The 25,072-nt window shown below is 59.8% G+C and carries 19 protein-coding genes and 1 pseudogene; 1 reads left to right on the top strand and 19 read right to left on the bottom strand.

The genetic code is table 11. The features are described from left to right. Positions 1-111 precede the first annotated feature (111 nt). The 14 genes and pseudogenes from ACEN8Q_RS00775 to ACEN8Q_RS00710 form a co-directional block, all read right to left on the bottom strand. Positions 112-1,191 (bottom strand): tartrate dehydrogenase, encoded by a 1,080-nt coding sequence (locus tag ACEN8Q_RS00775; RefSeq protein WP_413704315.1) that lies wholly within the window; start codon positions 1,189-1,191, stop codon positions 112-114. 41 nt (positions 1,192-1,232) lie between these two features. Beyond that, a complete protein-coding gene (locus tag ACEN8Q_RS00770) occupies positions 1,233-2,690 on the bottom strand; it encodes an NAD-dependent succinate-semialdehyde dehydrogenase (protein ID WP_413704314.1) in 1,458 nt (485 codons plus the stop codon). A gap of 176 nt (positions 2,691-2,866) precedes the next feature. Next, positions 2,867-3,724 (bottom strand): methyl-accepting chemotaxis protein, encoded by an 858-nt coding sequence (locus ACEN8Q_RS00765; protein WP_413705458.1) that lies wholly within the window; start codon positions 3,722-3,724, stop codon positions 2,867-2,869. Next, a pseudogene (locus ACEN8Q_RS00760) lies at positions 3,725-4,948 on the bottom strand (nitrate- and nitrite sensing domain-containing protein); the annotation flags it as partial. 208 nt (positions 4,949-5,156) lie between these two features. After that, positions 5,157-6,314, bottom strand: a complete 1,158-nt coding sequence (gene argE, locus ACEN8Q_RS00755; RefSeq protein WP_413704313.1) for an acetylornithine deacetylase — start codon at positions 6,312-6,314, stop codon at positions 5,157-5,159. Next, complete coding sequence (locus ACEN8Q_RS00750; protein WP_413704312.1) at positions 6,311-7,465, bottom strand: NAD(P)/FAD-dependent oxidoreductase; 1,155 nt, start codon at positions 7,463-7,465, stop codon at positions 6,311-6,313. Before ACEN8Q_RS00750 ends, argE begins: the two co-directional genes overlap by 4 nt. Further along, positions 7,462-8,853, bottom strand: coding sequence for an FAD-dependent oxidoreductase (locus ACEN8Q_RS00745; protein ID WP_413704311.1), 1,392 nt, complete (start codon positions 8,851-8,853; stop codon positions 7,462-7,464). The genes ACEN8Q_RS00750 and ACEN8Q_RS00745 overlap by 4 nt, the downstream gene beginning before the upstream one ends. Continuing rightward, positions 8,835-9,143: a (2Fe-2S)-binding protein gene (locus tag ACEN8Q_RS00740; RefSeq protein WP_413704310.1), complete on the bottom strand. Its 309-nt coding sequence runs from the start codon at positions 9,141-9,143 to the stop codon at positions 8,835-8,837. The genes ACEN8Q_RS00745 and ACEN8Q_RS00740 overlap by 19 nt, the downstream gene beginning before the upstream one ends. Next, complete coding sequence (locus ACEN8Q_RS00735) at positions 9,140-10,984, bottom strand: ABC transporter ATP-binding protein (protein ID WP_413704309.1); 1,845 nt, start codon at positions 10,982-10,984, stop codon at positions 9,140-9,142. Before ACEN8Q_RS00735 ends, ACEN8Q_RS00740 begins: the two co-directional genes overlap by 4 nt. A gap of 1 nt (position 10,985) precedes the next feature. Next, positions 10,986-11,858, bottom strand: a complete 873-nt coding sequence (locus tag ACEN8Q_RS00730) for an ABC transporter permease (protein WP_413704308.1) — start codon at positions 11,856-11,858, stop codon at positions 10,986-10,988. Next, positions 11,855-12,811, bottom strand: coding sequence for an ABC transporter permease (locus tag ACEN8Q_RS00725; protein WP_008017120.1), 957 nt, complete (start codon positions 12,809-12,811; stop codon positions 11,855-11,857). The genes ACEN8Q_RS00730 and ACEN8Q_RS00725 overlap by 4 nt, the downstream gene beginning before the upstream one ends. Before the next feature lie 46 nt (positions 12,812-12,857). Then, complete coding sequence (locus tag ACEN8Q_RS00720) at positions 12,858-14,504, bottom strand: ABC transporter substrate-binding protein (protein WP_413704307.1); 1,647 nt, start codon at positions 14,502-14,504, stop codon at positions 12,858-12,860. Positions 14,505-14,589: 85 nt separating this feature from the next. Next, positions 14,590-15,864, bottom strand: coding sequence for an NAD(P)/FAD-dependent oxidoreductase (locus ACEN8Q_RS00715; RefSeq protein WP_413704306.1), 1,275 nt, complete (start codon positions 15,862-15,864; stop codon positions 14,590-14,592). Positions 15,865-15,900: 36 nt separating this feature from the next. Further along, positions 15,901-16,569 (bottom strand): haloacid dehalogenase type II, encoded by a 669-nt coding sequence (locus ACEN8Q_RS00710; protein ID WP_413704305.1) that lies wholly within the window; start codon positions 16,567-16,569, stop codon positions 15,901-15,903. 875 nt (positions 16,570-17,444) lie between these two features. Here ACEN8Q_RS00710 and ACEN8Q_RS00705 point away from each other — a divergent pair. Continuing rightward, positions 17,445-18,908 (top strand): aldehyde dehydrogenase family protein, encoded by a 1,464-nt coding sequence (locus tag ACEN8Q_RS00705; RefSeq protein WP_413704304.1) that lies wholly within the window; start codon positions 17,445-17,447, stop codon positions 18,906-18,908. A gap of 420 nt (positions 18,909-19,328) precedes the next feature. Here the strand turns inward: ACEN8Q_RS00705 and ACEN8Q_RS00700 are convergent, their stop codons facing one another. Genes ACEN8Q_RS00700 through ACEN8Q_RS00680 form a run of 5 tightly spaced genes read right to left on the bottom strand, consistent with a single transcriptional unit; the run spans position 19,329 to position 25,057 of the window. Continuing rightward, the gene (locus ACEN8Q_RS00700) at positions 19,329-20,162 is read right to left on the bottom strand and encodes a class I SAM-dependent methyltransferase (protein WP_413422493.1); all 834 of its coding nucleotides are present in this window, start codon (positions 20,160-20,162) and stop codon (positions 19,329-19,331) included. Next, entirely contained in the window at positions 20,156-21,313 is a 1,158-nt protein-coding gene (locus ACEN8Q_RS00695) for an acyltransferase family protein (protein ID WP_413422491.1), read from the bottom strand. Before ACEN8Q_RS00695 ends, ACEN8Q_RS00700 begins: the two co-directional genes overlap by 7 nt. Then, positions 21,310-22,194, bottom strand: coding sequence for a class I SAM-dependent methyltransferase (locus tag ACEN8Q_RS00690; protein ID WP_413422489.1), 885 nt, complete (start codon positions 22,192-22,194; stop codon positions 21,310-21,312). Before ACEN8Q_RS00690 ends, ACEN8Q_RS00695 begins: the two co-directional genes overlap by 4 nt. Continuing rightward, the gene (locus tag ACEN8Q_RS00685) at positions 22,191-23,486 is read right to left on the bottom strand and encodes a glycosyltransferase (protein ID WP_413422487.1); all 1,296 of its coding nucleotides are present in this window, start codon (positions 23,484-23,486) and stop codon (positions 22,191-22,193) included. Before ACEN8Q_RS00685 ends, ACEN8Q_RS00690 begins: the two co-directional genes overlap by 4 nt. Next, on the bottom strand, positions 23,480-25,057 hold the full coding sequence (locus ACEN8Q_RS00680) for a glycosyltransferase (protein WP_413704303.1): 1,578 nt from the start codon (positions 25,055-25,057) through the stop codon (positions 23,480-23,482). Before ACEN8Q_RS00680 ends, ACEN8Q_RS00685 begins: the two co-directional genes overlap by 7 nt. Positions 25,058-25,072 lie beyond the last annotated feature (15 nt).

The raw sequence follows: 25,072 nt of genomic DNA, 5'->3' as shown, positions 1-25,072 counted from the left end.
ACTGTCAGAGGGGTATTTGCGCGCGATAAAAAAAGCCCGCAGTGAGACGGGCTAGAAGGGTGATACACAGGAATGAGTGGAGCTCTCCTGCCGACCTGTTGTTATCTGGAGTTAAAGCGCCGCAGCGATGGCCATACCGACATCCTGGGTCGAGCCTTGTCCACCCAAATCAGGGGTGATCGGCCCCTCGGAGATGACCTGCTCGATAGCCTTGAGAATGCCGTCATGGGCCGCACGGTAGCGCTCATCGCCATTGCCCAGGAAGTCCAGCATCAAGGCACCGGACCAGATCATCGCAATCGGGTTAGCGATGTTCTGTCCATAGATATCCGGCGCCGAGCCATGGACCGGTTCGAACAGCGAGGGAAAGCGCCGCTCCGGATCGAGGTTGGCAGAGGGGGCGATGCCGATGGTCCCGGCGCAGGCAGGCCCCAGGTCGGACAGAATGTCGCCAAACAAATTCGACGCCACCACCACATCGAAACGATCCGGCTGCAACACGAAGCGTGCACAGAGAATGTCGATGTGTTGCTTGTCCCAGCTGACCTCCGGGTAATGCTGCGCCATTAGCGCGGTGCGCTCGTCCCAATAAGGCATGCTGATGGAAATGCCGTTGGACTTGGTGGCCGCAGTCAGACGTTTGCGCGGCCGGGTCTGGGCCAGATCGAAAGCGAACTTGAGAATCCGGTCCACGCCGCGCCGGGTGAACACCGACTCCTGCAGCACGAACTCATGCTCGGTGCCTTCGAACATCTTGCCGCCGACCGACGAATACTCGCCCTCGGTGTTCTCGCGGATCACCACGAAATCGATGTCCCCGGCTTCGCGCCCGGCCAGCGGGCACGGCACACCAGGAAACAGCCGCACCGGACGGATATTCACGTATTGATCGAAGTCACGGCGAAACTTCAGCAGCGAACCCCACAGGGAAATGTGATCCGGCACTTTATCTGGCCAGCCCACGGCGCCAAAGTAAATCGCATCGAAGCCCTTGAGTTGTTCGAACCAGTCGGCAGGCATCATCTGCCCGTGTTCCAGATAGTAATCGCAGTGGGCCCAATCGAGCACTTCGATGCTCAAGTCCAGCTGCCATTTCTTCGCGGCCTGCTCCAGTACCCGCAGCCCTTCAGGCAAGACTTCCTTGCCGATACCATCGCCGGCAATCGCGGCGATTCTGAATGGTTTACTCATCAATCGTGGCTCCTCAATATCCTGTTCAAACGGTGACCGGATCACAGCCCACCGATGTGGAAGGCTTTGACTTCCAGGTATTCATCCAGGCCGTATTTGCTGCCTTCACGGCCCAGACCCGATTGTTTGATACCGCCGAATGGGGCGACTTCCATGGAGATGAGCCCGGTGTTGAGACCGATCATGCCAAACTCCAGCGCCTCACCGAAGCGCCATGAACGGCGCAAATCCTGGGTGAAGAAATAGGCGCCCAAGCCATAAGGCGTGGCATTGGCCAGGGTCAGCGCTTCTTCTTCACTGGTAAAGCGCATCAGCGGTGCGACTGGGCCGAAAGTTTCTTCGTTGGCCAGCAACATCCCGGCATGGGCCTCACCGAGCACCGTCGGCTGGACGAACTGGCTGTCGCCCTCGGGGACGCCGCCACAGAGCAGACGGGCTCCCTGACTCAACGCATCGTCGATATGCCGGGCAACCTTGCTCACCGCCGCCGCATTGATCAGTGGACCGATGGTGACGTCGGCGTCCAGGCCATTGCCGACCTTGAGTTTGCCCACCTCCTCCACCAGGCGCTGGGCGAAGCGCTCGTAGATCCCGTCCTGCACCAGAATCCGGTTAGCGCAAACGCAGGTCTGGCCAGCGTTGCGGAACTTGCTGAGCATGATGCCCGCCACTGCCTGCTCCAGATCAGCGTCGTCGAACACAATGAACGGAGCATTACCGCCCAGTTCCAGACTCAAGCGCTTGATGTGTTCGGCGCTCTGGCGCATCAGCAGCCGGCCGACAGCGGTGGAACCGGTGAAGGAGATCTTGCGCACCGTCGGGTTGCCGGTCAGTTCTTCGCCGATGCCGGCGGGCATACCGGTCACTACGTTGAACACCCCGGCCGGAATGCCGACGCGCTCGGCGAGCACCGCCAGAGCCAGGGCGGACAGTGGAGTCAGATCCGAGGGTTTGACGATGACCGGGCAGCCGGCCGCCAAAGCGGGTGCGCATTTGCGGGTGATCATCGCGTTGGGGAAGTTCCACGGGGTGATCGCGGCGCAGACGCCAACCGGCTGCTTAAGCGTGAGCAGGCGGCGGTCGCCGCTGGGTGCCGGGATGGTTTCGCCGTAAACCCGACGGGCTTCTTCGGCGAACCATTTGACGAAACTGGCGCCATAGCGGACCTCGCCCTTGGCTTCATTCAGCGGCTTGCCTTGCTCGCAGGTCATGATCAACGCGAGATCGTCCAGGTTGTCGATCATCGCCTGATACCAGCGTTCCAGCAGCGCCGCCCGTTCTGCCGCCGGGCGTGCGCGCCAGGCCGGCCAAGCGCGTTCGGCAGCGTCGATGGCGCGTCGGGTTTCGCTGCCTTGCATCGCGGGTACGCGGGCGAGCAACTGGCCGCTGGCCGGGTCGATAACGTCCAGGGTGGCGGCGTTGTCGGCGCTGATCCACTGACCGTCGATGTAAGCGAGTTCTACCAGCAGGCTGGGGTCTTTCAGGCGATTGTTGAGCATGGTCGAGTCCTGTTCCGAGACAGGCTTCAGTCTATTGTGTCGCCACAGACGAGGATGCTGAAAGCGCCGCCAGGGCAGCCTTGAATGCTGAAAATCAGCATTCGACAGCAGGCTCTACTGTTGGTTTGTGAGGGCTTTCGTCCCGGTTCCCGTTACCGAGACGCAGCGAGCCCCGGTCAGACGACAAAGTGCTTGACCATGCCATTCAGCTCGCTGGCCAAGCCCGCGAGTTCCCGGCTAGAGGCCTGGCTCCGATTGGCGCCAGCTGAGGCCAGTTGGGAAACATCACGGATATTGAGCAGGTTGCGATCCACCTCACGGGCTACATGCGATTGCTCTTCGGTGGCACTTGCAATACATAGATTGCGTTCGTTGATCTGGGCGATGTCGTCTACGATGGCATTCAGTGCCGTGCCTGCCGCACGGGCGACCTCCAAAGTTTCCCGGGTTTTACCATTGCTGCTCTGCATGGCTCGCAGGGTGCCTTGACTGCTTTTTTGCACCGAACCGATGATGGTCTCAATCTGTTTGGTCGACTCCTGGGTTCGTTGCGCCAAGGCCCGGACCTCGTCGGCTACCACGGCGAAACCCCGTCCGCTTTCGCCCGCGCGAGCCGCCTCGATTGCCGCATTCAAGGCGAGCAGATTCGTTTGTTCGGCAATGCCGCGAATCACATCCAACACCGAGCCGATGTCACCTATCTGGCCTGCCAGGGTTTGCAGGGCGCTTGCGGTATCCTCGATATCCTCGGTCAACGATTCGATGGCACCGACTGTACGGCTGACGCTCTCTTGCCCCTGACGCGAACGCTGGTCTGCTGCTTGGGAAACCTCTGAGGCCCAGGCGGCATTCCGCGCAACGTCTTCGATCGCACCCGTCATCTCTGTGACCGCAGTGGCCGCCTGGTCGAGTTCAGCGCTCTGCCGTCGCACACCACGGGTGGCGTCATCGGTCACTGAACTTAACTGAGCTGACGTCGTGGCCAGTCGCTCGGAAGAACTCAAAACCTGCCTGACCGTACTGCGCAGGTTCATTTGCATGCGCTCAAGCGCCTGCAACAGGCGCGCCGCTTCATCCATACCAACGATATCCAATGGTTGGGTCAGGTCACCCTCGGCGATACGCTCGGCTGCTGCCATGGCCATCGCCAACTGTTTAAGCAGACGCAGCACGATCAAGGTGGCCAAGGTACCGCCAGCCAACAGCAGCGCCAGCAAACCTGCGGACATCAGGATGACGCTCTGCCGGGCGCTGTCGCGACGCTCTATCAGCGCTTCATCGAGCGCCGTCAGCGCTGAACGGCCAAGGGCGTACAAGGCGTCAACGGGTTTACTGTAAGCAGTCAGATAGTCGCCGACCGGGTAACTCAGCTTAAGCGCGTACAAGGCATCGGTAGGCTCGTTATTTCCTGCGGGGCTTACGCTGGGCGCGAAATCCATGTCCATTTCGACGGCCGATACCAATCGCGTATTGCTGAGTTCAAGCGCCCGCTGGATTTGCGGTCCTAGTGCCGCTAGCGGTGCTTCTAGCAGAGCCTTGAGTTCCGGCTCGGCGGCACTCGCCTTGGTCAAGGCACGTATCGTCTTGTCAACGCTGCTCAGCGCCTGGGTAGCCAAACCACGCAGTGCACCTTGTTGCTCAGGCAGGATCCGGCCCTGCGCCAGATACAGGCCGCCGGCACCCCGCAACTGACCTAATAACTCGGTGGCTTGCGGCAATTCGATCAAGGCACCCGCCATTAGCGAGTAAGTCCCTAAAACCGGATCCAGGGAAAGTTTGAAGTGATCGAGCATTGCGTCCTCGATCAGCAGGTAGGCTGCGATCAACTGGCTATGACGGGCCAGACTCTGCGGGCCCTTGACTGAGGACTGAGCAACCTGGCCGGCCAGTTCTTGCCATTGTTGCTGCGCCTGTCGCCAGGCAGCCAGAATGGTGGGGGAGACTTGGGCGTCCTGTAAAACCCGATCGGTTGCCTCGATGGCGCGATCCACTTCGGCCTGTTTATCCAGACCGGCTTTGTGGAAGTCCCGGTTGCCGGCCAGCGCGACGGATGACAAATCGCGATGCTGCTGCGTCAAGTGGATAAGCTCGAGCAACGCCTGCACCGGTCGTACGCCGCGAAGCTCCTGATTTGTCTGGTAGCTACTCTGATAGGCGCCAAGTACGTAAAGGCAGGTTGGAATGGTAATCAGGGTCACGGCTAGCAAGCCGAGCAAGACGAACTTGCCAGAGAATGACAGGCGCTCAAGCACTTTCATGGGGGACTCCGGAAGGGTTGCGAGTGGCTGGCGGTTTTTCTTGATAGGCGCAGTCAAGCAAGCCTGGGAAGCCTTTCTCAGCACTTCCCACACTGTCAGTACGATGAGCGGGTGAACTCAAGCTCGGGACGTCACGCGTTCCTGGACGCCATTCCATAAAGGGGCCATAAGCGCGGTGAGCGAGTGTTCGGACCAGGCAAGCGGAACACTAAAGCCGCATCGAGCCCAATAACCCTTGTAGAAAGTGCTCGCCGGCTTCCATCTGGCTGATCTCGATGAACTCGTCAGGCTTGTGTGCCTGTTCTATCGAGCCTGGGCCACAGACCACCACCGGCACATCCAGGCGTTGTTTGAACAACCCGCCCTCGGTGCCGAATGAAACTTTGGCAGTGCCGGTGTCCGGGGCGGCGAAGTTTTTCAGAAAACGCACCGCTTCAACGCTCGGGTGGGTATCGAGGCCCGGATAGACGTTCAGGGTTTCGATCTCGATATCCGCCACGCTGGACAGCTTTTTGGCTTCGCGAACGATCAGCTCGGCCCGTTCGCGCATCTGCTCTAGGAACTGATCCAGGTCGTCCGCCGGCAAGTTACGCACTTCGAAATCCAAGGTGCACAGGTTCGGCACGATGTTCAGCGCCTTGCCGCCGACAATCTGCCCGACATGCACGGTGCTGTAGGGCACGTCGTATTCGGCATCCTGAGCGCCCTGCTCTTGCAGTTGCTGCTGGCCCTGACGCAGCGCAGCGATGAAATCGCAAGCCACGTGAATCGCATTGACCGAGCGTGGCGCCAGGGAGGAATGGGCCTCCAGGCCGCGACAGTAAGAGCGGTAAGAACCCTTGCCCTTGTGCCCAAGAACAAACTGCATGTTGGTCGGCTCACCGATCACGCACAGAAACGGCCGCACCGGCGCCAGATGCAACACATCCAGTAAGCGTCGTACACCCACGCAGCCGATTTCTTCGTCATGGGACAGCGCCAGTTGCAACGGCCGACTCAACGGATGATCGGCGGCATCGAGCATGGCGTCGATAGCCAGTGCGACAAAACCCTTCATATCGCAACTGCCACGGCCATAGATCCGACCGTCCTGCACGCTCGCCTGAAACGCCGGAAAGGTCCAGGCCTGCCCCGCTGCCGGCACCACGTCGGTATGGCCGGACAGCAGAACCCCCGGCACCTCCCGCGGACCGGTACTGGCGAACAGGTTGGCCTTTTTGCCGCTGGAGTCTTTGACGATCAGCGACTCGATGCCCTTGGTCAGCAGCAGATCGCGCACGTACTCAATCAAGGCCATGTTCGATTCCGAAGAAACGGTTTCAAAGGCCATCAGGCGTTTAAGAATGTCCAGTACACGGGGCTTCATGAGGCCTTGCTCCGTTGCTCGACTGAAGAGGCGAACCGGTTGATGGAGAACGGCAAAATCGAAGTGCTGGTGCTGCCGGTACTGATCAGCTCGGCCATCACGTCGCCGACGCCCGGGCCAAGTTGGAAGCCATGACCGCAGAAGCCGAACGCATAGAACAAACCATCAACGGTGCCGCTTGGCCCCATCACGGGCAGTGAATCAGGCAGGTAACCTTCGATACCACTCCAGACCCGAATGATGTTCAGGTTGCCGACACCCGGCAGCAGGCGACGCATCTGATCGAACTGATTGAGAATGCTGCGCGGCTCGACATAGGCCCGGCGGTTGAGCATGTCCGGTTCGCTGCGATAGCCGCCACCGATGATGATGTTTCCACGGGGTATTTGGCGGAAATAAATCACTTCCTCGGGAATCTTGGTATAGACACCGAGCACTGTCGGCAAGGCGTAAGGCACCGGCTCGGTCACGGCCATTTGCGGACCATGGGTTTCCAGCGGCACCGGCTCGCCGAACTGCGCCGAGAGTTTTTGGCCCCAGGCGCCAGCGGTGATCAACAGCTGAGCGGCGCTGAACTGACGACCGTCGGTGGTGCTGATGTGGAACTCATCACCGATCTTATGCACCTCGGCCACTTCCGTGCGCTCTTCGATCCGCGCACCGAGGCGTCGTGCTGCACGGGCAAACGCCGGGGCCGCCAGACGCGGATTGGCGTGACCATCGTGGGGGGCATAAGAACCGCCCTTCACATCCGGGCCGAGAAATGGAAAGCGCTTGTGCAACTCGTCGCCACAAAAGATCTTCAGGTCCAGCTGCTCCGCCTCAGGAGCGTCTGCGTAGGCTTGCAGCTCGGCGATCTCGTCTTCGCGGTAACACACCCGCATATGCCCGCTGGCGATGAATTCCAGGTCATCGTCGATCAGCTCCGGCAAACGCTTCCATAACGCCCAGGAACGATTGGCCAGTTCCAGCTGCCCGAGAAAACGCCCTTGACGTCGCACGTTGCCGAAATTCACGCCGCTGGCGTACTGACCGATCTGGTCTCGCTCCAGCAAGATCACCGACTGCCCGCGCAGGCGCAAGAAAAACGCCGCCGCTGAGCCCATCAGGCCGCCGCCAACAATCACAACATCGGCTTTCTGTACCGTCATGGCGACACCTCCTCGGTGAGTATCGAAAGGGGTTTAACCGGCGCCTGACCCCGTTGTCGGCCGACCTGTTGCACGCTGACGCCCGCGGCAGCGGCAATCACCTCTGCCCCGGCTTGCGAGCAATAACGCCCCTGGCAGCGGCCCATGCCGACCCGGCTGAAGGCCTTGGCCCGGTTGACTTCACAGGCCCCCTTCTCACTGACGGTCCGACGCAACTCACCGGCAGTGATCATTTCGCAGCGGCAGACGATCGCCTCATCCGGTAGCGCTTTGGCCTGGGCGGAAGGCCAGGGAAACGCCTGTGCCAGACCGAGGCGAAATTCATCCATCACCGCCAGTGCATGGCGTTGTTCGTCGCGCAACCCGACGTTTATCGGTTGCTGCTGATCCTCCAGCAGCGCCATGGCCACCAGGCGCCCGGCGTGCTCGGCGGCATCGGCGCCGCGAATCTTCGAACCGTCACCGGCGGCATACACGCCGCTGACCGAGGTCCGGCCGTCTTCATCCGTAGCCAGCCACCATTGGCTCGACGCTTCATCGAAGCGCATACGGCAACCGGCCAGGTCGGCCAATTGAGTTTCCGGGCGCAGGTGATAACCCAGCGCGACGGCATCGCAATCCACCGTCAAGGTCTCACCACGTGCCGTGCGCACGCGTACGGCACTGACACCGCTGGCCGCATCGCCCTGCACTTGAAGCGGCGAAATGCCCAGATGCACCGGGATCTTCGCGCGATACAACTGCGCCAATAACTTCATCCCGGTGAACAGCAACCCCGGGCGTGCCAGCAGTTTCGGCATGGCAAGGATGCGTTTGCTCAGAGGCGAAGTGTCGAGCACTGCCGCGACCTTGGCTCCCGCCTTCACATACTGACTGGCAACCAGATACAGCAACGGCCCGCTGCCCATGAACACCACGCGGTGGCCGATGGACACAGCCTGAGATTTCAGGGCGATCTGAGCACCGCCGAGACTATACGTGCCCGCCAACTGCCAACCTTCAATCGGCATCAAGCGGTCGGTGGCACCGGTGCAGAGGATCAGCGCGTCGTAATCCACTGTCGAGTGCTTGCCCTGGCTGACACAGCACAGTTGGCCCGGTGTCAGGTTCCACACCAGCGTGTCCGGGCGATAATCGATCTGCCCGTGCAAGCGGTCGAAGCTCTGGTGCAGGTCGTTGGCCTTGGCGGCTTCGGTGCCATACAGCGTGGCGTAATTCCGGGTAAACCCTTCGGGTTGGCGCCGGTAGATCTGCCCGCCATCCCGGCGATTCTCGTCGATCAGGATGGGCTTGAGTCCAGCGGCGACCAGGGTTTCGGCACAACGTGTGCCGGCCGGTCCGGCGCCGACGATAACGACTCGATGAGTGCTCAGCCGCGCAGTGGCCATATCGCCTCCGGTTGTGTGGTGACAATATCCAGGCCTTCACGGACCTCATTGGAACAGGCGCGTAGACGCTCGCCGCTGCGGGTCCAGACCCAACAGTCCTGGCAGGCTCCCATCAGACAGAAACCGGCGCGCCGCCCTGGATCGAACTCCGATTGGCGCAACGTCGAGCCCTGAGTCAGCAACGCAACCATCAGCGTATCGCCCTTCAGCGCCTCGATCGGCATGCCGTCGACCTTTAATTGGACGGTTGGCCGATCCTGTTCGGCCAGCCTGACGAAACGCCCGTTCATGCATAGGCTCCCACGATCATGTTGTTTGAATACTGCTGAGTTTTTATCAACTCCGCACTGTCGTGATGGCAAAGGATTTCACTGCCGCCAACAATCATCCGGCGGTCCGGCGGGACGCAATTACACAGACCGTCAACCCGCACAGGACAGCGATTGAGGAAGGTGCACAGCCCTGGCACATTGGCCTTGGCACCTATGGGCGGCAGCGTGCCACAGGTCGTTGTTCCGCAGCTTTCCAGCCAGCCCTGGCGCAACTCCGGAACCGAATGGATCAACAGGTCGGTATAGGGATGGAATGGTGCTTCGGCGTACGATTGTCGAGTACCGGCCTGAATCTTGTGGCCGCTGTACATCACCACAATGTCGTCGCACAGGGCTCGCACGGTGGAGATGTCATGGCTGATAAACAGATAGGACACCCCCAGTTCCTGTCGCAGGTCGCGCAGCAGTTCGAGAATCGCTGCACCGACCACGGTATCCAGCGCCGAGGTCACTTCGTCGCAGAGAATCAGATCCGGCTTGGCCGCCAGGGCCCGGGCCAGATTGACCCGTTGTTTCTGCCCGCCGGACAGTTCGTTCGGACGACGTTCAGCCAGCGTGCGCGGCAAACGAACGAGATCCAGCAACTCACCGATACGCTCGCGCAAAGCCGCACCCTTGAGGCCGAAATACATCTTCAGCGGGCGACTCAAAATAGTGCTGACACTGTGCATCGGGTTGAGTGCGGTGTCGGCATTCTGAAAGACCATTTGAATGCGTCGAAACTGCTCGTCGGTGCGCGACGACAGACTGCCACCCAGGGGCTGGCCATCGAAGGTCAGCCCGCCGAGGGCCGGCGCCAACAACCCGGCAACCACCCGTGCCAAAGTCGACTTGCCAGAACCTGACTCACCGATGACGCCAATCGCCTGACCCCGACGCACGGTCAGATCAATGTCCTCCAATACGAGGATCGATGGCATGCCATGCGAGTTTTTGTTGCCGTAACCGGCGGTCAGACCCTGAATGGTCAGCAAAGGCGTGTCTTCAGCGACACCGCAGGGTGGACGGATAGTGGTGTCCGGCCGTGCTGCCGCCAGCAAGCTGCGGGTGTATTCGTGGGCCGGGCCTTTAAGCAAGGGTGCCGTGGCGCTCTGCTCGAAGATCTCACCGCCATTAAGCACCACGATCTGATCGGCCATCTGCGCCACTACCGCCAGGTCGTGGGACACGTAGACCGCCGTCGCGCCACGCTCACGGACCACCCGTTTGAAGGCGCGCAGCACATCGATCTGGGTGGTCACATCAAGTGCCGTCGTCGGTTCGTCGAGCACCACCAGCAATGGATCGCTGATCAGCGCCATAGCCGCCATCACACGTTGCAGTTGCCCGCCGGAAACCTGATGAGGGTAACGCTGGCCAATGTGATCGGGGTCTGGCAGGGCCAGGTCGCGGAACAACTCGATGGCCTTGGCCTCAAGCACAGTCCTGCTGCCCAGGCCATGAATCAACGCGCCCTCCACTACTTGGTCGATAAGTTTTTTCGCCGGATTGAACGCCGCGGCGGCGCTCTGAGCGATGTACGACACACGGTTGCCGCGCAAGCCTTGCAGCTCGCCTTCGCTCAACGCCAGCATGTCGTGCTCGCCGATCTGCACCGTCCCGCCCGCCAACCGACAACCGCGTCGGGCATAACCGAGTAACGCCAGGGCGATAGTGGTCTTGCCGGAGCCGGACTCACCGATCAACGCCAGCACTTCGCCTTTCTGCAGGGAGAAGCTTACGCCCTTGACGATTTCCACCTCACCAAGCTCACCACAGGCGACCACCCGCAGGTCCTGAACCTTAATTAACTCGCTCATTTCAATGACCTCCCGAACGTCGACTACGTCGCGACGACAGTCGGTCGATAAACAGATTCACACCGATGGTCAGGGTGCCGATGGCCAAAGCCGGAATCACGATGGCAGGCGCACCCTGGTTGAGACCGCCGATGTTTTCGCGCACCAGCGACCCGAGATCGGCATCCGGCGGTTGCACACCCAGGCCAAGAAAACTCATACCGCTGAGCAACAACACGATGAAACCGAAGCGCAGCCCCAGATCTGCAAGCACCGGGTTGAGCATATTCGGCAGAATTTCCACGCAAGCCACATACAGCCGGCGCTCGCCACGGGTACGAGCTACCTGCACGTACTCCAGCGCCTCAATGTTCACCGCCATGCTGCGGGCGATGCGGAATGCACCCGGGGTGAAGCTCAATACCGCCGTGCAGATCAACAAGGTGACCGAGGAGCCGAAGGCCGAGACCATGATCAACGCCAGCATCTTGCTGGGGATCGAAATGAAGGCGTCCATCAAGCGACTGATCAACTCATCCAGCCACTTCGGCGACACCACCGACAGCAACGCGAAGCTGGTCCCCATACCGCTGGCCAACACCGCCGCCACCAAGGCCAGGCCGACGGTGAATCGTGCGCCGACGAGGATCCGGCTGAGCATGTCGCGGCCCAGGTAATCGGTGCCGAACGGGTAAGCAGCGCTCAGGTTGTCGAAGACATTGTCGGAGACCACTTCCCCTACCGGATGCGGTGCCAGCCATGGGCCGAAGATGGCCACCAGCAACCAGATCACACACATCGCAGCGCCGATCAGGCCGAGCCAGGACGATCTGTGGGAAACCTTGCCCAGCGCCAATTTGGTGGTAGCCGGCGATTTCACAATGAGATTGTTCATTGATTTCTCAGCCTCGGATTGGAAAGAATCGCGCACAGGTCGGCAATCAGCACCAACGTCAAATACGCCGTACAAAACAACATGGTGCAGGCTTGAACCAGGGCCATGTCGCGGTTGGTCACGGCATCGACCATCAGGCTGGCGATGCCGGGGTAGTTGAAGATCGTTTCAACGATCACCACCCCGCCCAACAGGTAAGACAGGCTCAAGGCGATGGCATTGGCGATGGGCCCGATGGCGTTGGGCAAGGCATGGCGTAGAACGATCCGAATCTTGCTCACACCTTTGAGCCGGGCCATTTCCACGTAAGGGCTGTCGAGCTGATCGATCACCGCCGCCCGGGTCATGCGTGCCATTTGCGCGACAATCACGCAGCACAGCGTCATCACCGGTAAGGCGTAAGTGCGCATGAATTGCCAGGGTGACGTGATGTCACTGGCGTAGGACAACGCCGACAACCAACCCAGGTTCACCGCAAAAATCAGCACCGCCAGGGTCGCAACCAGAAACTCTGGCACCGCCACCATGGTCAAGGTAAAAAAGCTGAGGACACTGTCGATGCGCCCGCCCCGGCCCATGGCCGAACCGATACCCAGAATCAACGCCACCGGCACTGATACCAGCGCCGTGGCGGCCGCCAGCATCAGGGTGTTGGGCAGACGCCCAGCCATCAAGTCTCGGACCGGCATGGCGTTGGATACCGACTGCCCCATGTCACCGCTGAGCAGGCTCATCAACCAGTGCAGGTAACGCAACACACCGGGCTGATCCAGCCCCATTTTCAGGCGCAAGGCTGCCACCTGCTCGGGCGTGGCGAATTGCCCCAGAGACTGTTGTGCCGCGTCTCCCGGCAGCACCGCCGTGATGGCGAACACCACCATGGACACAATCAACAAGGTCACGATCGCCGCGCCCAAGCGCCGGCCGATCAACCACAGTGTGTTGCTATTCATCACCCAATCCTCATGCAATGTAGCTGCAGCAAAAACCCAACTTTCATCAAGCGTCCAGCCAGACCTGCTCGGCAAACATGTACCCCATGAAACCGCCTAGAGGGTTGGTGCCGTAGCCCTTGACTCGCTGATCGGCGGCATCGATGTTGCTGATGAACACTGGCACGCCGATACCGCTGTGCTCATGCACCAGGGTTTGCATATCTGCGTACATCTTGCCGCGCTTGGCCTCGTCGGTTTCACCTCGGGCTTGTACCAACAGTTGGTCGAACTGTTCGTTTTTCCAGCCGGACTCATTCCAGGGTGCTGTCGACTGGAAGAACTGCGAGAAAAGCATGTCGGCATTGGGCCGCGGATTGATGTTGCCAAAGCTCAGTGGGTGCTTCGCCCAATGGTTGGACCAGTAGCCATCGCTCGGCAGACGGTTGACGTCGAGCTTGAGCCCTGCCTCTTTGGCTGACTGCTGCAGCAGCACGGCGATGTCCACCGAACCGGTCGCAGCCGGCGAGCACATCAGCGGCATAGTGATGCTTTCCATGCCGGCCTTTTTGAGCAGGAACTTGGCTTTTTCCGGATCGTAGGCACGTTGTGGCAGGTCGGCGTTAAAGAAGCGCGCACCCGGTGCGATCGGGTGATCGTTGCCAACCCGGGCGTAGCCACGGAATATCGCCGACTTGATTTGCTCGCGGTCCATCAAGTATTTCATGGCCTGCGTGAACTCCGGGCTTTGGCCCGGCATCTGGTCTTGACGGATAATCAGGTCAGTGTAGTTACCCGACGGCGAGTCCACGACCCGATGCTTGGGGCTGGCCTTGATGCGAACCGTTGAGCGCGGGTTAACCTCGTTGACGATGTGCACGTCGCCCGACAACAGGGCGTTGATCCGTGACGACTCGTCGGCAATTGAGATAAATTCGATCTCGTCCAGGTAGGGCAAGCCGGGTTTCCAGTAATTGGTATTGCGCACAGCAATCGAACGCACCCCGGGCTGGAACTCCTTGGCCTTGAACGGACCGGTACCGATGCCCTGGCTGAAATCGCTCGTACCCTCGGGAACGATCAACATGTGAGAGACGGCAAGAACCGACGGCAATTCAGCATTCGGGCCGCTCAATTGTATCTGCACTTCGTGGGTACCGACGGCCTTGACCTCGGCGAACTGCGACGCCAGCGGCAGGACCTTGGAACCGGTGAGAGGATCCTTGTGCCGCAACAGCGAAAACACCACGTCAGCGGCGGTCAGCGCCTTGCCGTTGTGGAAGGTCACTTCCTTACGCAGGCTGATCACCCAGAGCGTGGCGTCAGTGGTTTCGATACGCTCGGCCAACTCCAGTTGCGGCACCATATGACTGTCGAAACGCGTCAGACCGTTGTAGAACATGTAATGGCGCACGTAGTCGGTGGACCCTGAACCTTTGGCCGGATCAAGAGTGTCGGCGGTGGAACTGGACGAGCCTGCGACGCGGATACGACCGCCGGGCTTGCCTTTGCCAGGGCTTGCAGCTTCATCATCGGCAAACAGCTTGCCAGCGGCGCCGAACAGACTACTGGCGCCCGCGACAGCCACCCCGGCCAACCCCAGCATCTGCAATGCATTGCGGCGTGACATGCCGCGATTGAGCCCTTCGAAAACGCGCAGACTTTCTTCACCGGTGATCAGCTGGGAGTCGATATTTTTTTTATTGTCAGTCATGTCAGTCCTACCTTTCGTCAATGATAAGGCTCAAGTGCTGCTGATTAAGTGCAGCGTGGTTGAAACGTAAAGCAACACCATGAACTCAGTGCAGGTAGTCCTGCAGGCGGTAATACGCACCCACCAGAGGCAGGAACCAGGGTTTGCCGAAATGCCCGGGAATGGCAGGCCAATCGAGTTCGCGCCACGGATTGGCCTCGACCTTGCCAGCCATTACCTCGGCCATGACCTGCCCCATGTGCACCGACATTTGCACCCCATGACCGCTGTAGCCCATGGAGTAATAAACCCCTCCATGCTGCCCGGCGCGGGGTAACCGATCGGAGGTCATATCCACCAGGCCACCCCAGCAGTAATCGATCTTCACGCTAGCCAGTTGCGGAAACATCTGGACCATCGCCGCCTGCAATACCTTGCCGCTCTTGGCGTCGGAAATGCTGTCGGACATGGCAAACCGGGCACGACCGCCAAACAGCAACCGGTTGTCCGGTGTCAGGCGGAAGTAGTTACCGATCATGCGGCTGGTGACATAGGAACGCCGTGCCGGTAGCAAGCTGTCGATCAGGGCCTGCGGTAGCACCTCGGTGGCGATCACGAAACTGCCCACCGGCACGATCCGCCGCCGATACCAGCCCAATCCGCCCTGCTGGCACGTGCCTGTGGCCAGCAGAATCTGCGTGGCGTGTAGCGAGCCCTTGGTGGTATTGACCTGATAGCCGCCGGCACTGGCTTTCCAGTCCGTCACTGACACGCCCTGAAAGATCAATGCGCCGTGACGAGCTGCCGCCTCGGCCAACCCGACACCGAAGCGCCCGACATGCATCTGCACGCCGTTGCGCTGCAGCATGCCTCCATGGAACTGGGCCGAGTTGGCTTCAGCACGGGCTTCTTCTGGAGAGAGCAACTCGACCTCGGCGTCGACCTCCCGTCGAATCAATTCGCAGGTGCGCGCCAAACCTTCGTAATGCATCGGTTTGGCGGCCAGCTTCAGCTTGCCATTGCGCTTGAGGTCGCAGGCGATCTGCTCCTGCTCCACCAACGAAACGACGCTCTGTACGGCGCTTTCATAGGCTTGGTAATAAGCACGCGCCTTATCAGCACCGAGGCTGGCGCTGAGTGCCGCGTAGTCTTGGGCAACGCCGGTGCTGCAGTGGCCACCATTGCGCCCCGAAGCCTCGCCAATCACCCGCCCTCCTTCCAGCACCACCACACTGGCCCCCTTCAAGGCCAGGGCTCGGGCCGCGGCCAGGCCAGTGAGACCACCACCGACGATGGCCACATCGACCTGCCCGGGCAATGCGCCGAGCTGTGCACCGGTGAATTGCGGTGCGGTATCGAGCCAATAGGACTCACTGCCCATGTCTAACCCCTTTTGCCTTGAAGAGTGCCTTGAGACTTAGAGACCGACCAAACCAGGCAATGCGCCGATATCCGGGATCTGGTGGTAGCCATAAACGGCATTCGCCGGCTGTTCATGACCACGAGCAACGAAGGCTTTGTTTTTGATCTTCATGTCGTTGGCCGGCATCAGGTCGTAACGGAAGCTCGAGGACACGTGCAGAACGTCCTCAGGCCCGCAACCGAGGTTATCGAGCATGAACTCGAAGGCAGCCAGGCGCGGCTTGTAGGCCTGGGCTTGCTGGGCGGTGAAGACTTTATGGAAAGGTGCGCCGAGCTTGTCGACGTTGGACATGATCTGCTCGTCCATCGCGTTGGAGAAAATCACCAACGGAATCTTGTCGGCAATTTTTGCCAGGCCAGCTGGAACGTCAGCATGGGGGCCCCAAGACGGTACGGCGTCGTAGTAGAGCTGGCCTTCGCCCTTGTACTCGACACCCCAACGCTTGCAGACGCGCGCCAGGGCGGTCTTGATGATTTCATCATACGGCCGCCAGTCACCCATCACCTGATCCAGGCGATAGGCAGAGAAGTCCTTGACGAACTGATCCATTTGCTCGAAAGGGACACGATCAGCGAACAGTTCGCGCGTCATGTTCCCCATTTGAAAGTTGGTCAACGTGCCGTAGCAGTCAAAGGTAATAAACTTGGGTCGAAGAAAGCTCATGAGTGCGGTCCTTATGATTGTTGAGGTCATGACGGGGCAAGCAGTTACTCCGCTCTGGAAGCATCGGTGCAACGCTGCATCACGGATTTATTACAACACCAAGAGACCATGCATAAACTGTTAAAAGTATAGGCCGCTTGGTACAAACCACCGTTTTGCAGGGCTTGCTCAGCAGACTTTGCGGGACGCTCCAGACTCGGGCGCTCGACCCCCTGCTCTTAAGCCTTTGCGGGCTTTTATGGTGCGCTGGTAAGCCACGCACAACGCCATGTGCGGCAGTATTTATGACTTGCGGAAGGAGAAAGAGAGCTTTCGCTGAGGATGCGCCCGCTGATTGTGCTGCGAGGTGAGGCGGGGGCTAATTAAGAGTCATGCGCTATGGGACAATCTTGCTTCTATTAGCGATAGGCGTGACATACCGGTCAAAGCAACATCTGTATGCGTCGCGATAGCTCTACAAAGGTGGCGCGTTGCACGATGCATCACCACGCCCCCACCGGCCTATCTATATGCCCCATCACCGCCACCGATGTGCCTACGAACGCACTGACCAGGAATGGTCTCACTGGGCGGTCTATCAGAAGGTTTACTGACGAAATCGGTTCAACTTGTTCTCATACAAAGTCAGCCTGACAGAAACAGCAGATTCTCCCTTGCGAACCTGAAGAACAGCACATTTTATCTGGCCTGCTTTGTTAGCTTATTGAGAAGACCCGGCATAGCGATGTCCTGGTCGCCACCGCGATGTTCTGGTGATTTGCCAATCCCAAGGCCACCTTCGGCTTGGTCGTTTATTTCAGCGGCCTTGCAAGGTCGCGAGCCAGACCGCCCTCTGCTGCTTGCAGTGCCCATCACCGCTCTAGGGAGCCAGTTAGATGACAATACAATCTTCGAATAGCTACAGCGTTGATCCGCAAACGGCTCACAAATTTTATATCAATGGCTGTTGGTCTTCCCCGGCAATTCCGGCAAGTTTGCCCGTGGTAAATCCGGCAACTGAAGAGGTCGTCGCAGAGGTCGCGCAAGGCTCTGCCGAGGATGTTGATCGGGCAGTAGCTGCGGCGCGTGCAGCGTTTCCTGGTTGGTCTGCTACCTGCGCAGAGTCGCGCGCGCTTGTCCTTGGAAAGATCTACGATCTCATCCTTGAGCGAAAAGAGGTGCTCGCGCAGGCTCTCTCTCTCGAAATGGGCGCTGCCATCAGTTCCGCTCGGGCAATGCAAGTGCCTCTCGCGGCCGAACACGTTCGGGTCGCCCGTGACCTCCTGTCCACTTATCGCTTCCGGACGATTGAAGGGGGAACCGCGATTGAACGCGAACCTATAGGCGTCTGTGGTCTCATAACTCCGTGGAACTGGCCGCTTTATCAAATCACCGCGAAAGTCGCCCCGGCTATAGCTGCCGGATGCACTGTGGTCCTCAAACCAAGCGAACTGTCGCCTCTGAGTGCCCTGCTTTTTGCACAACTGGTCCATGACGCGGGCCTTCCACCTGGCGTCTTCAACCTCGTGAACGGAAGTGGTCACGAGGTCGGCGCAGCAATCGCTGCGCACCCGGATATCGATATGATTTCGATTACCGGCTCAAACCGCGCGGGCGCGCTGGTCGCGCAGGCAGCCGCCCATACGGTGAAGCGCGTCACGCAAGAACTGGGAGGCAAATCCCCGAACATTCTGCTTCCCGACGCCGACTTTGCCAAAGCCGTTCCATTAGGCGTGATGTCGGCATTCCGCAACGTCGGACAATCGTGCAGCGCCCCGACACGAATGATCGTACCTAAGGACCGGCTGGCGGAAGTCGAATCGCTGGCAGCCGAAACCGCCAATGCAATCATCGTGGGTGATCCGCAATCCGAAGATTCAGTGCTCGGTCCCATTGCCAACGAGGCCCAGTTCAATCGCGTGCAAGCCATGATCGAGGCTGGCCTGAGTGAGGGTGCAAAACTCGTTTGCGGCGGACCAGGGCGTGTGCCGGGTTATGAAAAGGGTTTCTACACCCGACCGACAGTTTTCTCCGAGGTAGATACCGCAATGCGTATCGCCCAAGAAGAAATTTTCGGGCCGGTGCTGTGCATTATTCCGTATGAAACGATCGATGAGGCGGTCGTTATCGCAAACGATACGGTATATGGACTGGGTGCTCATGTTCAGGCTCAGAACCTCGATCTTGCTCGTGCAGTTGCCTCTCGTATCCGCGCGGGTCAAGTGCATCTGAACTACCCTGCCTGGAATCCAATGGCTCCGTTCGGCGGCTACAAGCGATCTGGTAATGGTCGTGAATATGGTGTTTACGGCTTAGAGGAGTACCTGGAAATCAAAGCAATCATTGGATTTGGCGGGTAGCAACGCCTTCGCGAGCCCTCGCTATGATTTCTGAGGATTTCATCGCAGGGATCGCCCATGCAATGCGCAGGTGTTCAGCGGAAAGTCATACGGGTTCAGCAGAACATAAAATATTTTGGGTGAAACGAGAGGTGTGGTATCGCGAAAGGTGCCTACCTAAGCTGCCTGCCCCTTAGCGGCCTCCCCATACGACATGATGAATGACAATGCTGTTGACGCTGACCTGATCGCAACCCAAATTGCTGCAATCACTGGATGGATTTTGTGAATCAAGAGAAAGAAGGCCAGCTCCAATGGGTATTGAAACCCGTTTGCTGACTTTGATGGAATGACCGGAAGCGGCCTCTCACCAAAGGCAACTGTCAGCCAATGACAGTGACGGACGGTCTGTTGCAGACCGTCGCACCCACAGCAGGGTGATCAGGGTTTACGCGCAATGATCACCTGACTTTTCGCCACCACGGCATCCAGCGCCTGCTTGATCTGGGTGCCCCGTGGCGAGGCCAGAATCGCCTGCCAGGTATCCGCCCAGTGGTTGAGCAACGGATGGTCCGGGTTGCTGAAATCGACCTTGGCTTCCCAGAACAACAGCATCCACATCGACCAGTAGAATCCGTACTGGCTGTGACTGATCACTTCCAGGCCGGCATCGCTGACCATGGCCTTGAACTGCTCTTCGCTGATGATGCGAATGTGGTTGGGCTTCTGGAAATACTCGGCCGCCGCGATATCTTTCTGCAGGTCTTCGGAGCTCGGATGGGGGACGCTCAGCAGATACAAGGCGCCCGGTTTACCGACGCGTACCAGTTCAGCGAGGAACTGGGCTGGATCGTCCACGTGTTCGATGACCTCGGTCGACACCACCCGCGTGGCGGTCGCATCGGCAATCGGCAGCGGGTTGCAGTCGGTGACGTGGCATTCGACGTCGCGGGCCGGTGTATCGCTCAGGCGCTGACGGGTCGCTTCGACCTTGGCCGCGTCGATATCGGCAATGATGATCTTTGCCCCGCGCATCCCGCAGAAATGCACGTTGCCGCCGTCACCACAGCCCACGTCCAGCAGCGTGTCCTCGGGGGTCACCGGGAATCCGCTGAACAGTTCGCCGGTTTGCTGATTGAACCAGCCGCTGAGCATCGCGTCGTGCAGGCCGAGCATATAGGGGTCGACCTTCTCCGCCACGGGTGGCGCAGGCGGTGTCTCTGGCTGCACAGGCACGGGCGTGCCCGCCGTGAGTTTCTTCAATAGGCTCAGCATGAGGTGGCTCCAGAGGATGGGACGGCGATACGGGACGGGCTCAGGCGTTGTACCAGCGAGGCACCGCGCTGGCGCATGGGCATTTCGATGAAGCGGTAGTTGAGTTCGCTCAACAGGGCGATCAATCCGAACGCGATGAGCAACGTCGGCAGCGGATGACCCGCCGGGTTCGGCAGGTTGGCTTCCTGCAACCGAAAGGTGAATTCGCGGACCAACAGATAGGCCGGAATGTGGATCAGGTAGATGCCGTAGGAGCGGCTACCGATCCAGGTCATCACGTTCTTCAACGCGCCTTTGGGCATCAGGTAATCGCGGTTGTAGGACGCGATCCACACCAGCAGCGCACACAACAGCCCAATCACGCCGATCCGGTAATGGGTAAAGGTGAAGCGGTCCGTCGCCATGAAACCGAGCACCAGTGAAACCCCGACCAGTGCCGACAGGCCGGCCCATGGGCGACCCAGGAAGGTCGGCTCCCAGCGTCGGTACGAAGGCTGCACGCTCCACATCGCCAACAGCACGCCAAGGGCCAGCGCGTCGGTGCGCACCACCATCAGGATCGGCGTGCGCAAGGTAAACAACTGCACCGCAACCAGCGCCAGCAAAGCCCACACCAGGTGTTTGCGAAACAACACGATCAACAACGGAAACAGCAGGTAGAACTGCTCTTCAAGCGACAGGCTCCAGTACACGAAACTGGTGCCGTACTCGTAGCGATAAAAACTGTCGGCAAAGCGGAAATTGGCGTACTGCGCAATGCCGGCCAGGGTCGCCTGAATGTTCGCGTGCAGCGTGCCGAACGCGCCGGAGCGGTTGAGAAAAAGGCATGCCAGCAACATCAGCGCCAGCCATAACCAGGCCGACGGCAGCAAACGAAAAGCCCGGCGCAACCAGAAATTGCGCGTCTGTTGCCAATAATCCCGACCGGTAGTGCAACGATGCAAGGCCGGGATCAGGCTGCGGGCAATGACGAAGCCCGAGATCGCGAAAAACAGATCCACGCCCCACCACGGCTGGTTGTACAGCGTGATGCTCTGCAGCAATGGCACGGCCGCCGCGAACAGGCTGTCCTGCAGGTGATGAAACAGCACGCCAAGCACCGCAATGCCGCGCAGCAATTCGATGTCCATGATCCGTTTTTCGTTACTCATTCGCCCTCCTGGACATGAGGTTTGCGAGCAATGATCACCTGGCTCTTGGGCATGAACTGATCCAGCATCCGCTTGATCGCCAACCCGTCGGGCTGGGCCAGCAAGTCCTGCCAGGTTTTCGCCCAGCTTTCCATCAGCGGCGGGTACGGCGCCTGAATCCGGTCACGCACCGCACCGCCCAAATCCCGGCCGGCGGCCCGCTCACTGGCCCAGAAAAAGATCATGCCCATGACCCAGAAAAACCCGGATGCCTGACGATGCTCGATGACCAGGCCGGCGTCCTCCACCAGCGCGGCGAATCGCTCGGGGCTGAAAATCTGCACGTGATTGGGCGATTGAAAGTAGCTGGCCGGGGCGATGCCTTTCTGCAAATGCTCGCCCACCGGGGATGGCACGCTCAACAGGTACAGCGCACCGGGGCGGCCCATGCGCACCAGTTCGGCCATGAAGGGCTCTGGCTGATCGATGTGCTCGAGCACTTCCATGCACACGACTTTGCTGGCGCAGCCTTCGGCCAATGGCAGCGGCAAACTGTTGCTGACCAGCCCCAGGTTCGGTTTGTCTGATTGCGCGGCCACTTGCCGGGCAAGGTCATGGACCTTGTCGTATTCGCTGTCAGTGAAGATCACCGAGGCGCCCTGGCGGATCGCGAACAACGTCGCCACGCCTTCGCCGCATCCGACATCCAGCAGGGTGTCGTCGGCGGTGATGGCAAACCCTTTGAGCAATTCGCCGCTGTCGCCCGAAAACCAGCCGTCATGCATCGCATCGTGCAAGCCCACATCTCTTGGCGACACACGGGATTGCTCGACCGGCAGCGGCGCGGGCCGGGGCTCGGGTTTCGTCTCCGGAAAGAAACGTCTGACCAATGCGCGAATCATGCCTCGGGGGTTTCCACGGCACCACTCTCGAACAGGCGCTCGAAAAATACGCCAAGCCGCTGCTCGGCGGTGGCCTGGCTGCAGAATTTCCTGAGGCTGGCCACTGCGTGCACGGACATCTGTGCATAACGTTCGGGATCACCCTTGGCCACGTCATAGCTTGATTGGTAAGCCCTGCACAACGACGCCCAATTGGTGACGTAGCGCAAGGTCCGAAACGCCCTGCGCGGGTCATGTGGCCAGGCCGTCAGCTCATCGGTGGAGTCAATCAGGAATGCATTATCGGCATCCAGGTAATCGATCATCGCCGTGGTCCGTGGCGCCACGGCCGGTTTGCCACAGGACATGAACTCCATCAGCGGAAGGCATTGGCCTTCGCCGTAGGAGGTGTTGACCACGTAACTCGTGGCTTGCACCAGCTGCTCATAGTCCGCGTCAGCCAGATAGCCGTAAATCAACACGACCCGGCAGCGGTAGGACTGGTTCTTGTACAAGTGGTGAAGGATATCAGTCAGCGCTTCTTCGGCATCGTGGTGCGTCAATTTAAGCACCAGCGTTGCGTCGTCCACCTCGCGAAACGTCACGCAAAAGGCACTGAGCATGTCTTCCCAGTTCTTGCGCCCGTCACCGGGGTTGAACACCGAAGTGTAGATCACGCCATCGAGGACCAACTCGTGTTCACTCGGCGGGGCCTGGAAATCAATCCCCACACCTTCGCGAGTTGCCACGGGGCCGAAGGCTCGCAATTCGAGTTCGCGGCTGTCTGCCAGCAACCCCTTGAGCGTCAACCGCACCTGACGGGCCAGGGGCTGACGTTGCAACTGGGCGCCGCGCTCGGAAAACCGGTCCCATACCGGGGCAGGTACCGCGATGATCGGGTAATCGGCGCCCATCGCCTCGCGTACCGCATTCACGGTGTAGCTGGAATGTGTAATCGCCGCACCCGCTGCCCGCAACACCGTGCGCCAGTCATTGAGCGGGTCACCGGCGAAGGGTTCGTTGGGGATGGTGCTGAATTCCCACGCGAACACCGGCAGCGTCGGGCAGGTCAAATTGACCGGCGTGCGATGAGGCGGTGAGAACGACAGGAACACGCACGCTTCACCACGAGACAAACAGTCCAGGTACAAGGCATCGACTTCGGTCTGCGGGTCGCTGACTTCTACCACTCGCCCCAGCCGTTCCAGCACGGGACGGTACTCCTTGAGTACGAAGTAATAGCTGTACTCCGAGCGGCCAAGGTTCTGGGCAATGGTGTGCTGGTTGGTTTCCGAATGAATGATGATCAGCATGGGGCGTTATCCGTCACGGTTGCTGTCGGCAAAGCCTGTGGCGCCAGCCCGAAGAAATCCGCCATGCGTTTCTGCACCGGGGCGAAAGCGCAGTAATCGTGCATACGCTCGACGGCGGCGTGGGACATGCGCTGATACTCCAGCGGTTGTTCCTTGGCCAGACGGTAGCTGTTTTCGTAAGCGGTTTTCAGCGAACCCCAATCCGGCCGGTAACGCAGGGTGCGGTAGATGATGCGAGTGTCCTGCGGCCAGATGGTCAGCTCTTCGCTGGACTTGACCACAAACGCCACACGCTCGTCGATGTAGTCCTCCATGGCCGTGTGATCAGGAGCAATCACCGGTTTACCGCTGGCCATGAACTCCATCAGCGGCAGGCACAGCCCTTCGCAGCGTGAGGCATTGACGTAGTAACTGGCGGCTTCGTACAGCCGGGCGTATTGCGGATCGTCCAGGTAGCCGTGCATGACCACCACCCGACAGGCGAACGGCGAAAGCTGCGCGAGCAACGTCATCAGTTCGTCGTGGTAGGACGACAGATCGCTTTGGGTAATCTTCAGCACCAGCGTCGCGTCAGACGTTTCGCGGAACGCCCAGCAGAATGCAGTAATCAGTTGATGCCAGTTCTTGCGACCGTCACGCGGGTTGAACACGGTGACGTACACCACTCCGTCAACCTGTGTTTCAACCCGGGCGGTGGTGTCCGGCCACGCTCGCGGCTCTGGCTCGGGCACTGCAATCGTCTGCGGGCCGGCGATGGCCGGCAACCACTCGGCGAGGCGCTCATGGGCGGCTTGCGACAACAGGTCGCGAATCCCTTCCCAATACCACTGGCTCAGAAAATGGGTGCGATGCACCGGGATCGGCAGCGATTTGCCTTTGTCCAGGCGCCACATATGCAGATAATGGCGAGCAATCACGAAGCGGCGCTTGAGCGTCAGCGGCGGTGGCTTCAATGCCTCCAGCTCGGCCCCGAGTGCCGCCAGTTCCTCGGCGGTCGGCACGACAGGAATCAGTGCATCGGCGCTCAGCCCGAGTGTGCGTGTATCGAAGATGCAGCCCTTGATGTCCAGGGTCGAGCCGGCGCTGATCGGGGCGCTGGTGTGGCGACTACGAATGTCGGCGAAGTTTTCCCACAACGGCGTCGGTAACACCAGCACCGGAAAGTCTTCGCCCATGCTCCGGCGAATCGCCCGGGCGGTATGGCTGGAGAGCGTGATCACCCGGCCCTGCCGCGCCAGCATTTGCGTCCAGTCCTGGCGCGGATCGTTATCCCATTGCTCATCGGGAATCGAATCGAACTCCCAGGCCACCACGCAGATCGTCGGGCACTCAAGGTCGTTCGGTGTTTTCTGCGGTGGCGTAAATGACAGGAACAGACTGTCTTCGCCGGCGGCCGATAATTGTTTGTAGAGCGGATCGACCTCGGCGGTGGAGGACACCACATGCACTCGCCCAAGGCTTTCGAGTACAGGGCGATACGCCTTGAGCACGAAATAGTAACTGTACTCGGGACGGCCGAGACTCTGGCTGATGGAGCTGTCGTTGACGTCGGAGTAAAGAATAAAATTCATGGTATCCCACGGTGA

The sequence above is a fragment of the Pseudomonas sp. Pseusp16 genome, assembly GCF_047324915.1.
Classification (GTDB): Bacteria; Pseudomonadota; Gammaproteobacteria; order Pseudomonadales; family Pseudomonadaceae; genus Aquipseudomonas; species Aquipseudomonas fluorescens_CD.
Note: the sequence above shows the minus strand (reverse complement) of the source record. Positions and strands in the feature narration are given on the sequence as shown.

What these genes read in the sequence shown, in the direction of transcription:
- ACEN8Q_RS00775 (WP_413704315.1), bottom strand. Translation starts at nt 1,191, where the DNA reads ATGAGTAAACCATTCAGAATCGCCGCGATTGCCGGCGATGGTATCGGC.
- ACEN8Q_RS00770 (WP_413704314.1), bottom strand. Translation starts at nt 2,690, where the DNA reads ATGCTCAACAATCGCCTGAAAGACCCCAGCCTGCTGGTAGAACTCGCT.
- ACEN8Q_RS00765 (WP_413705458.1), bottom strand. Translation starts at nt 3,724, where the DNA reads ATGAACCTGCGCAGTACGGTCAGGCAGGTTTTGAGTTCTTCCGAGCGA.
- argE (WP_413704313.1), bottom strand. Translation starts at nt 6,314, where the DNA reads ATGAAGCCCCGTGTACTGGACATTCTTAAACGCCTGATGGCCTTTGAA.
- ACEN8Q_RS00750 (WP_413704312.1), bottom strand. Translation starts at nt 7,465, where the DNA reads ATGACGGTACAGAAAGCCGATGTTGTGATTGTTGGCGGCGGCCTGATG.
- ACEN8Q_RS00745 (WP_413704311.1), bottom strand. Translation starts at nt 8,853, where the DNA reads ATGGCCACTGCGCGGCTGAGCACTCATCGAGTCGTTATCGTCGGCGCC.
- ACEN8Q_RS00740 (WP_413704310.1), bottom strand. Translation starts at nt 9,143, where the DNA reads ATGAACGGGCGTTTCGTCAGGCTGGCCGAACAGGATCGGCCAACCGTC.
- ACEN8Q_RS00735 (WP_413704309.1), bottom strand. Translation starts at nt 10,984, where the DNA reads ATGAGCGAGTTAATTAAGGTTCAGGACCTGCGGGTGGTCGCCTGTGGT.
- ACEN8Q_RS00730 (WP_413704308.1), bottom strand. Translation starts at nt 11,858, where the DNA reads ATGAACAATCTCATTGTGAAATCGCCGGCTACCACCAAATTGGCGCTG.
- ACEN8Q_RS00725 (WP_008017120.1), bottom strand. Translation starts at nt 12,811, where the DNA reads ATGAATAGCAACACACTGTGGTTGATCGGCCGGCGCTTGGGCGCGGCG.
- ACEN8Q_RS00720 (WP_413704307.1), bottom strand. Translation starts at nt 14,504, where the DNA reads ATGACTGACAATAAAAAAAATATCGACTCCCAGCTGATCACCGGTGAA.
- ACEN8Q_RS00715 (WP_413704306.1), bottom strand. Translation starts at nt 15,864, where the DNA reads ATGGGCAGTGAGTCCTATTGGCTCGATACCGCACCGCAATTCACCGGT.
- ACEN8Q_RS00710 (WP_413704305.1), bottom strand. Translation starts at nt 16,569, where the DNA reads ATGAGCTTTCTTCGACCCAAGTTTATTACCTTTGACTGCTACGGCACG.
- ACEN8Q_RS00705 (WP_413704304.1), top strand. Translation starts at nt 17,445, where the DNA reads ATGACAATACAATCTTCGAATAGCTACAGCGTTGATCCGCAAACGGCT.
- ACEN8Q_RS00700 (WP_413422493.1), bottom strand. Translation starts at nt 20,162, where the DNA reads ATGCTGAGCCTATTGAAGAAACTCACGGCGGGCACGCCCGTGCCTGTG.
- ACEN8Q_RS00695 (WP_413422491.1), bottom strand. Translation starts at nt 21,313, where the DNA reads ATGAGTAACGAAAAACGGATCATGGACATCGAATTGCTGCGCGGCATT.
- ACEN8Q_RS00690 (WP_413422489.1), bottom strand. Translation starts at nt 22,194, where the DNA reads ATGATTCGCGCATTGGTCAGACGTTTCTTTCCGGAGACGAAACCCGAG.
- ACEN8Q_RS00685 (WP_413422487.1), bottom strand. Translation starts at nt 23,486, where the DNA reads ATGCTGATCATCATTCATTCGGAAACCAACCAGCACACCATTGCCCAG.
- ACEN8Q_RS00680 (WP_413704303.1), bottom strand. Translation starts at nt 25,057, where the DNA reads ATGAATTTTATTCTTTACTCCGACGTCAACGACAGCTCCATCAGCCAG.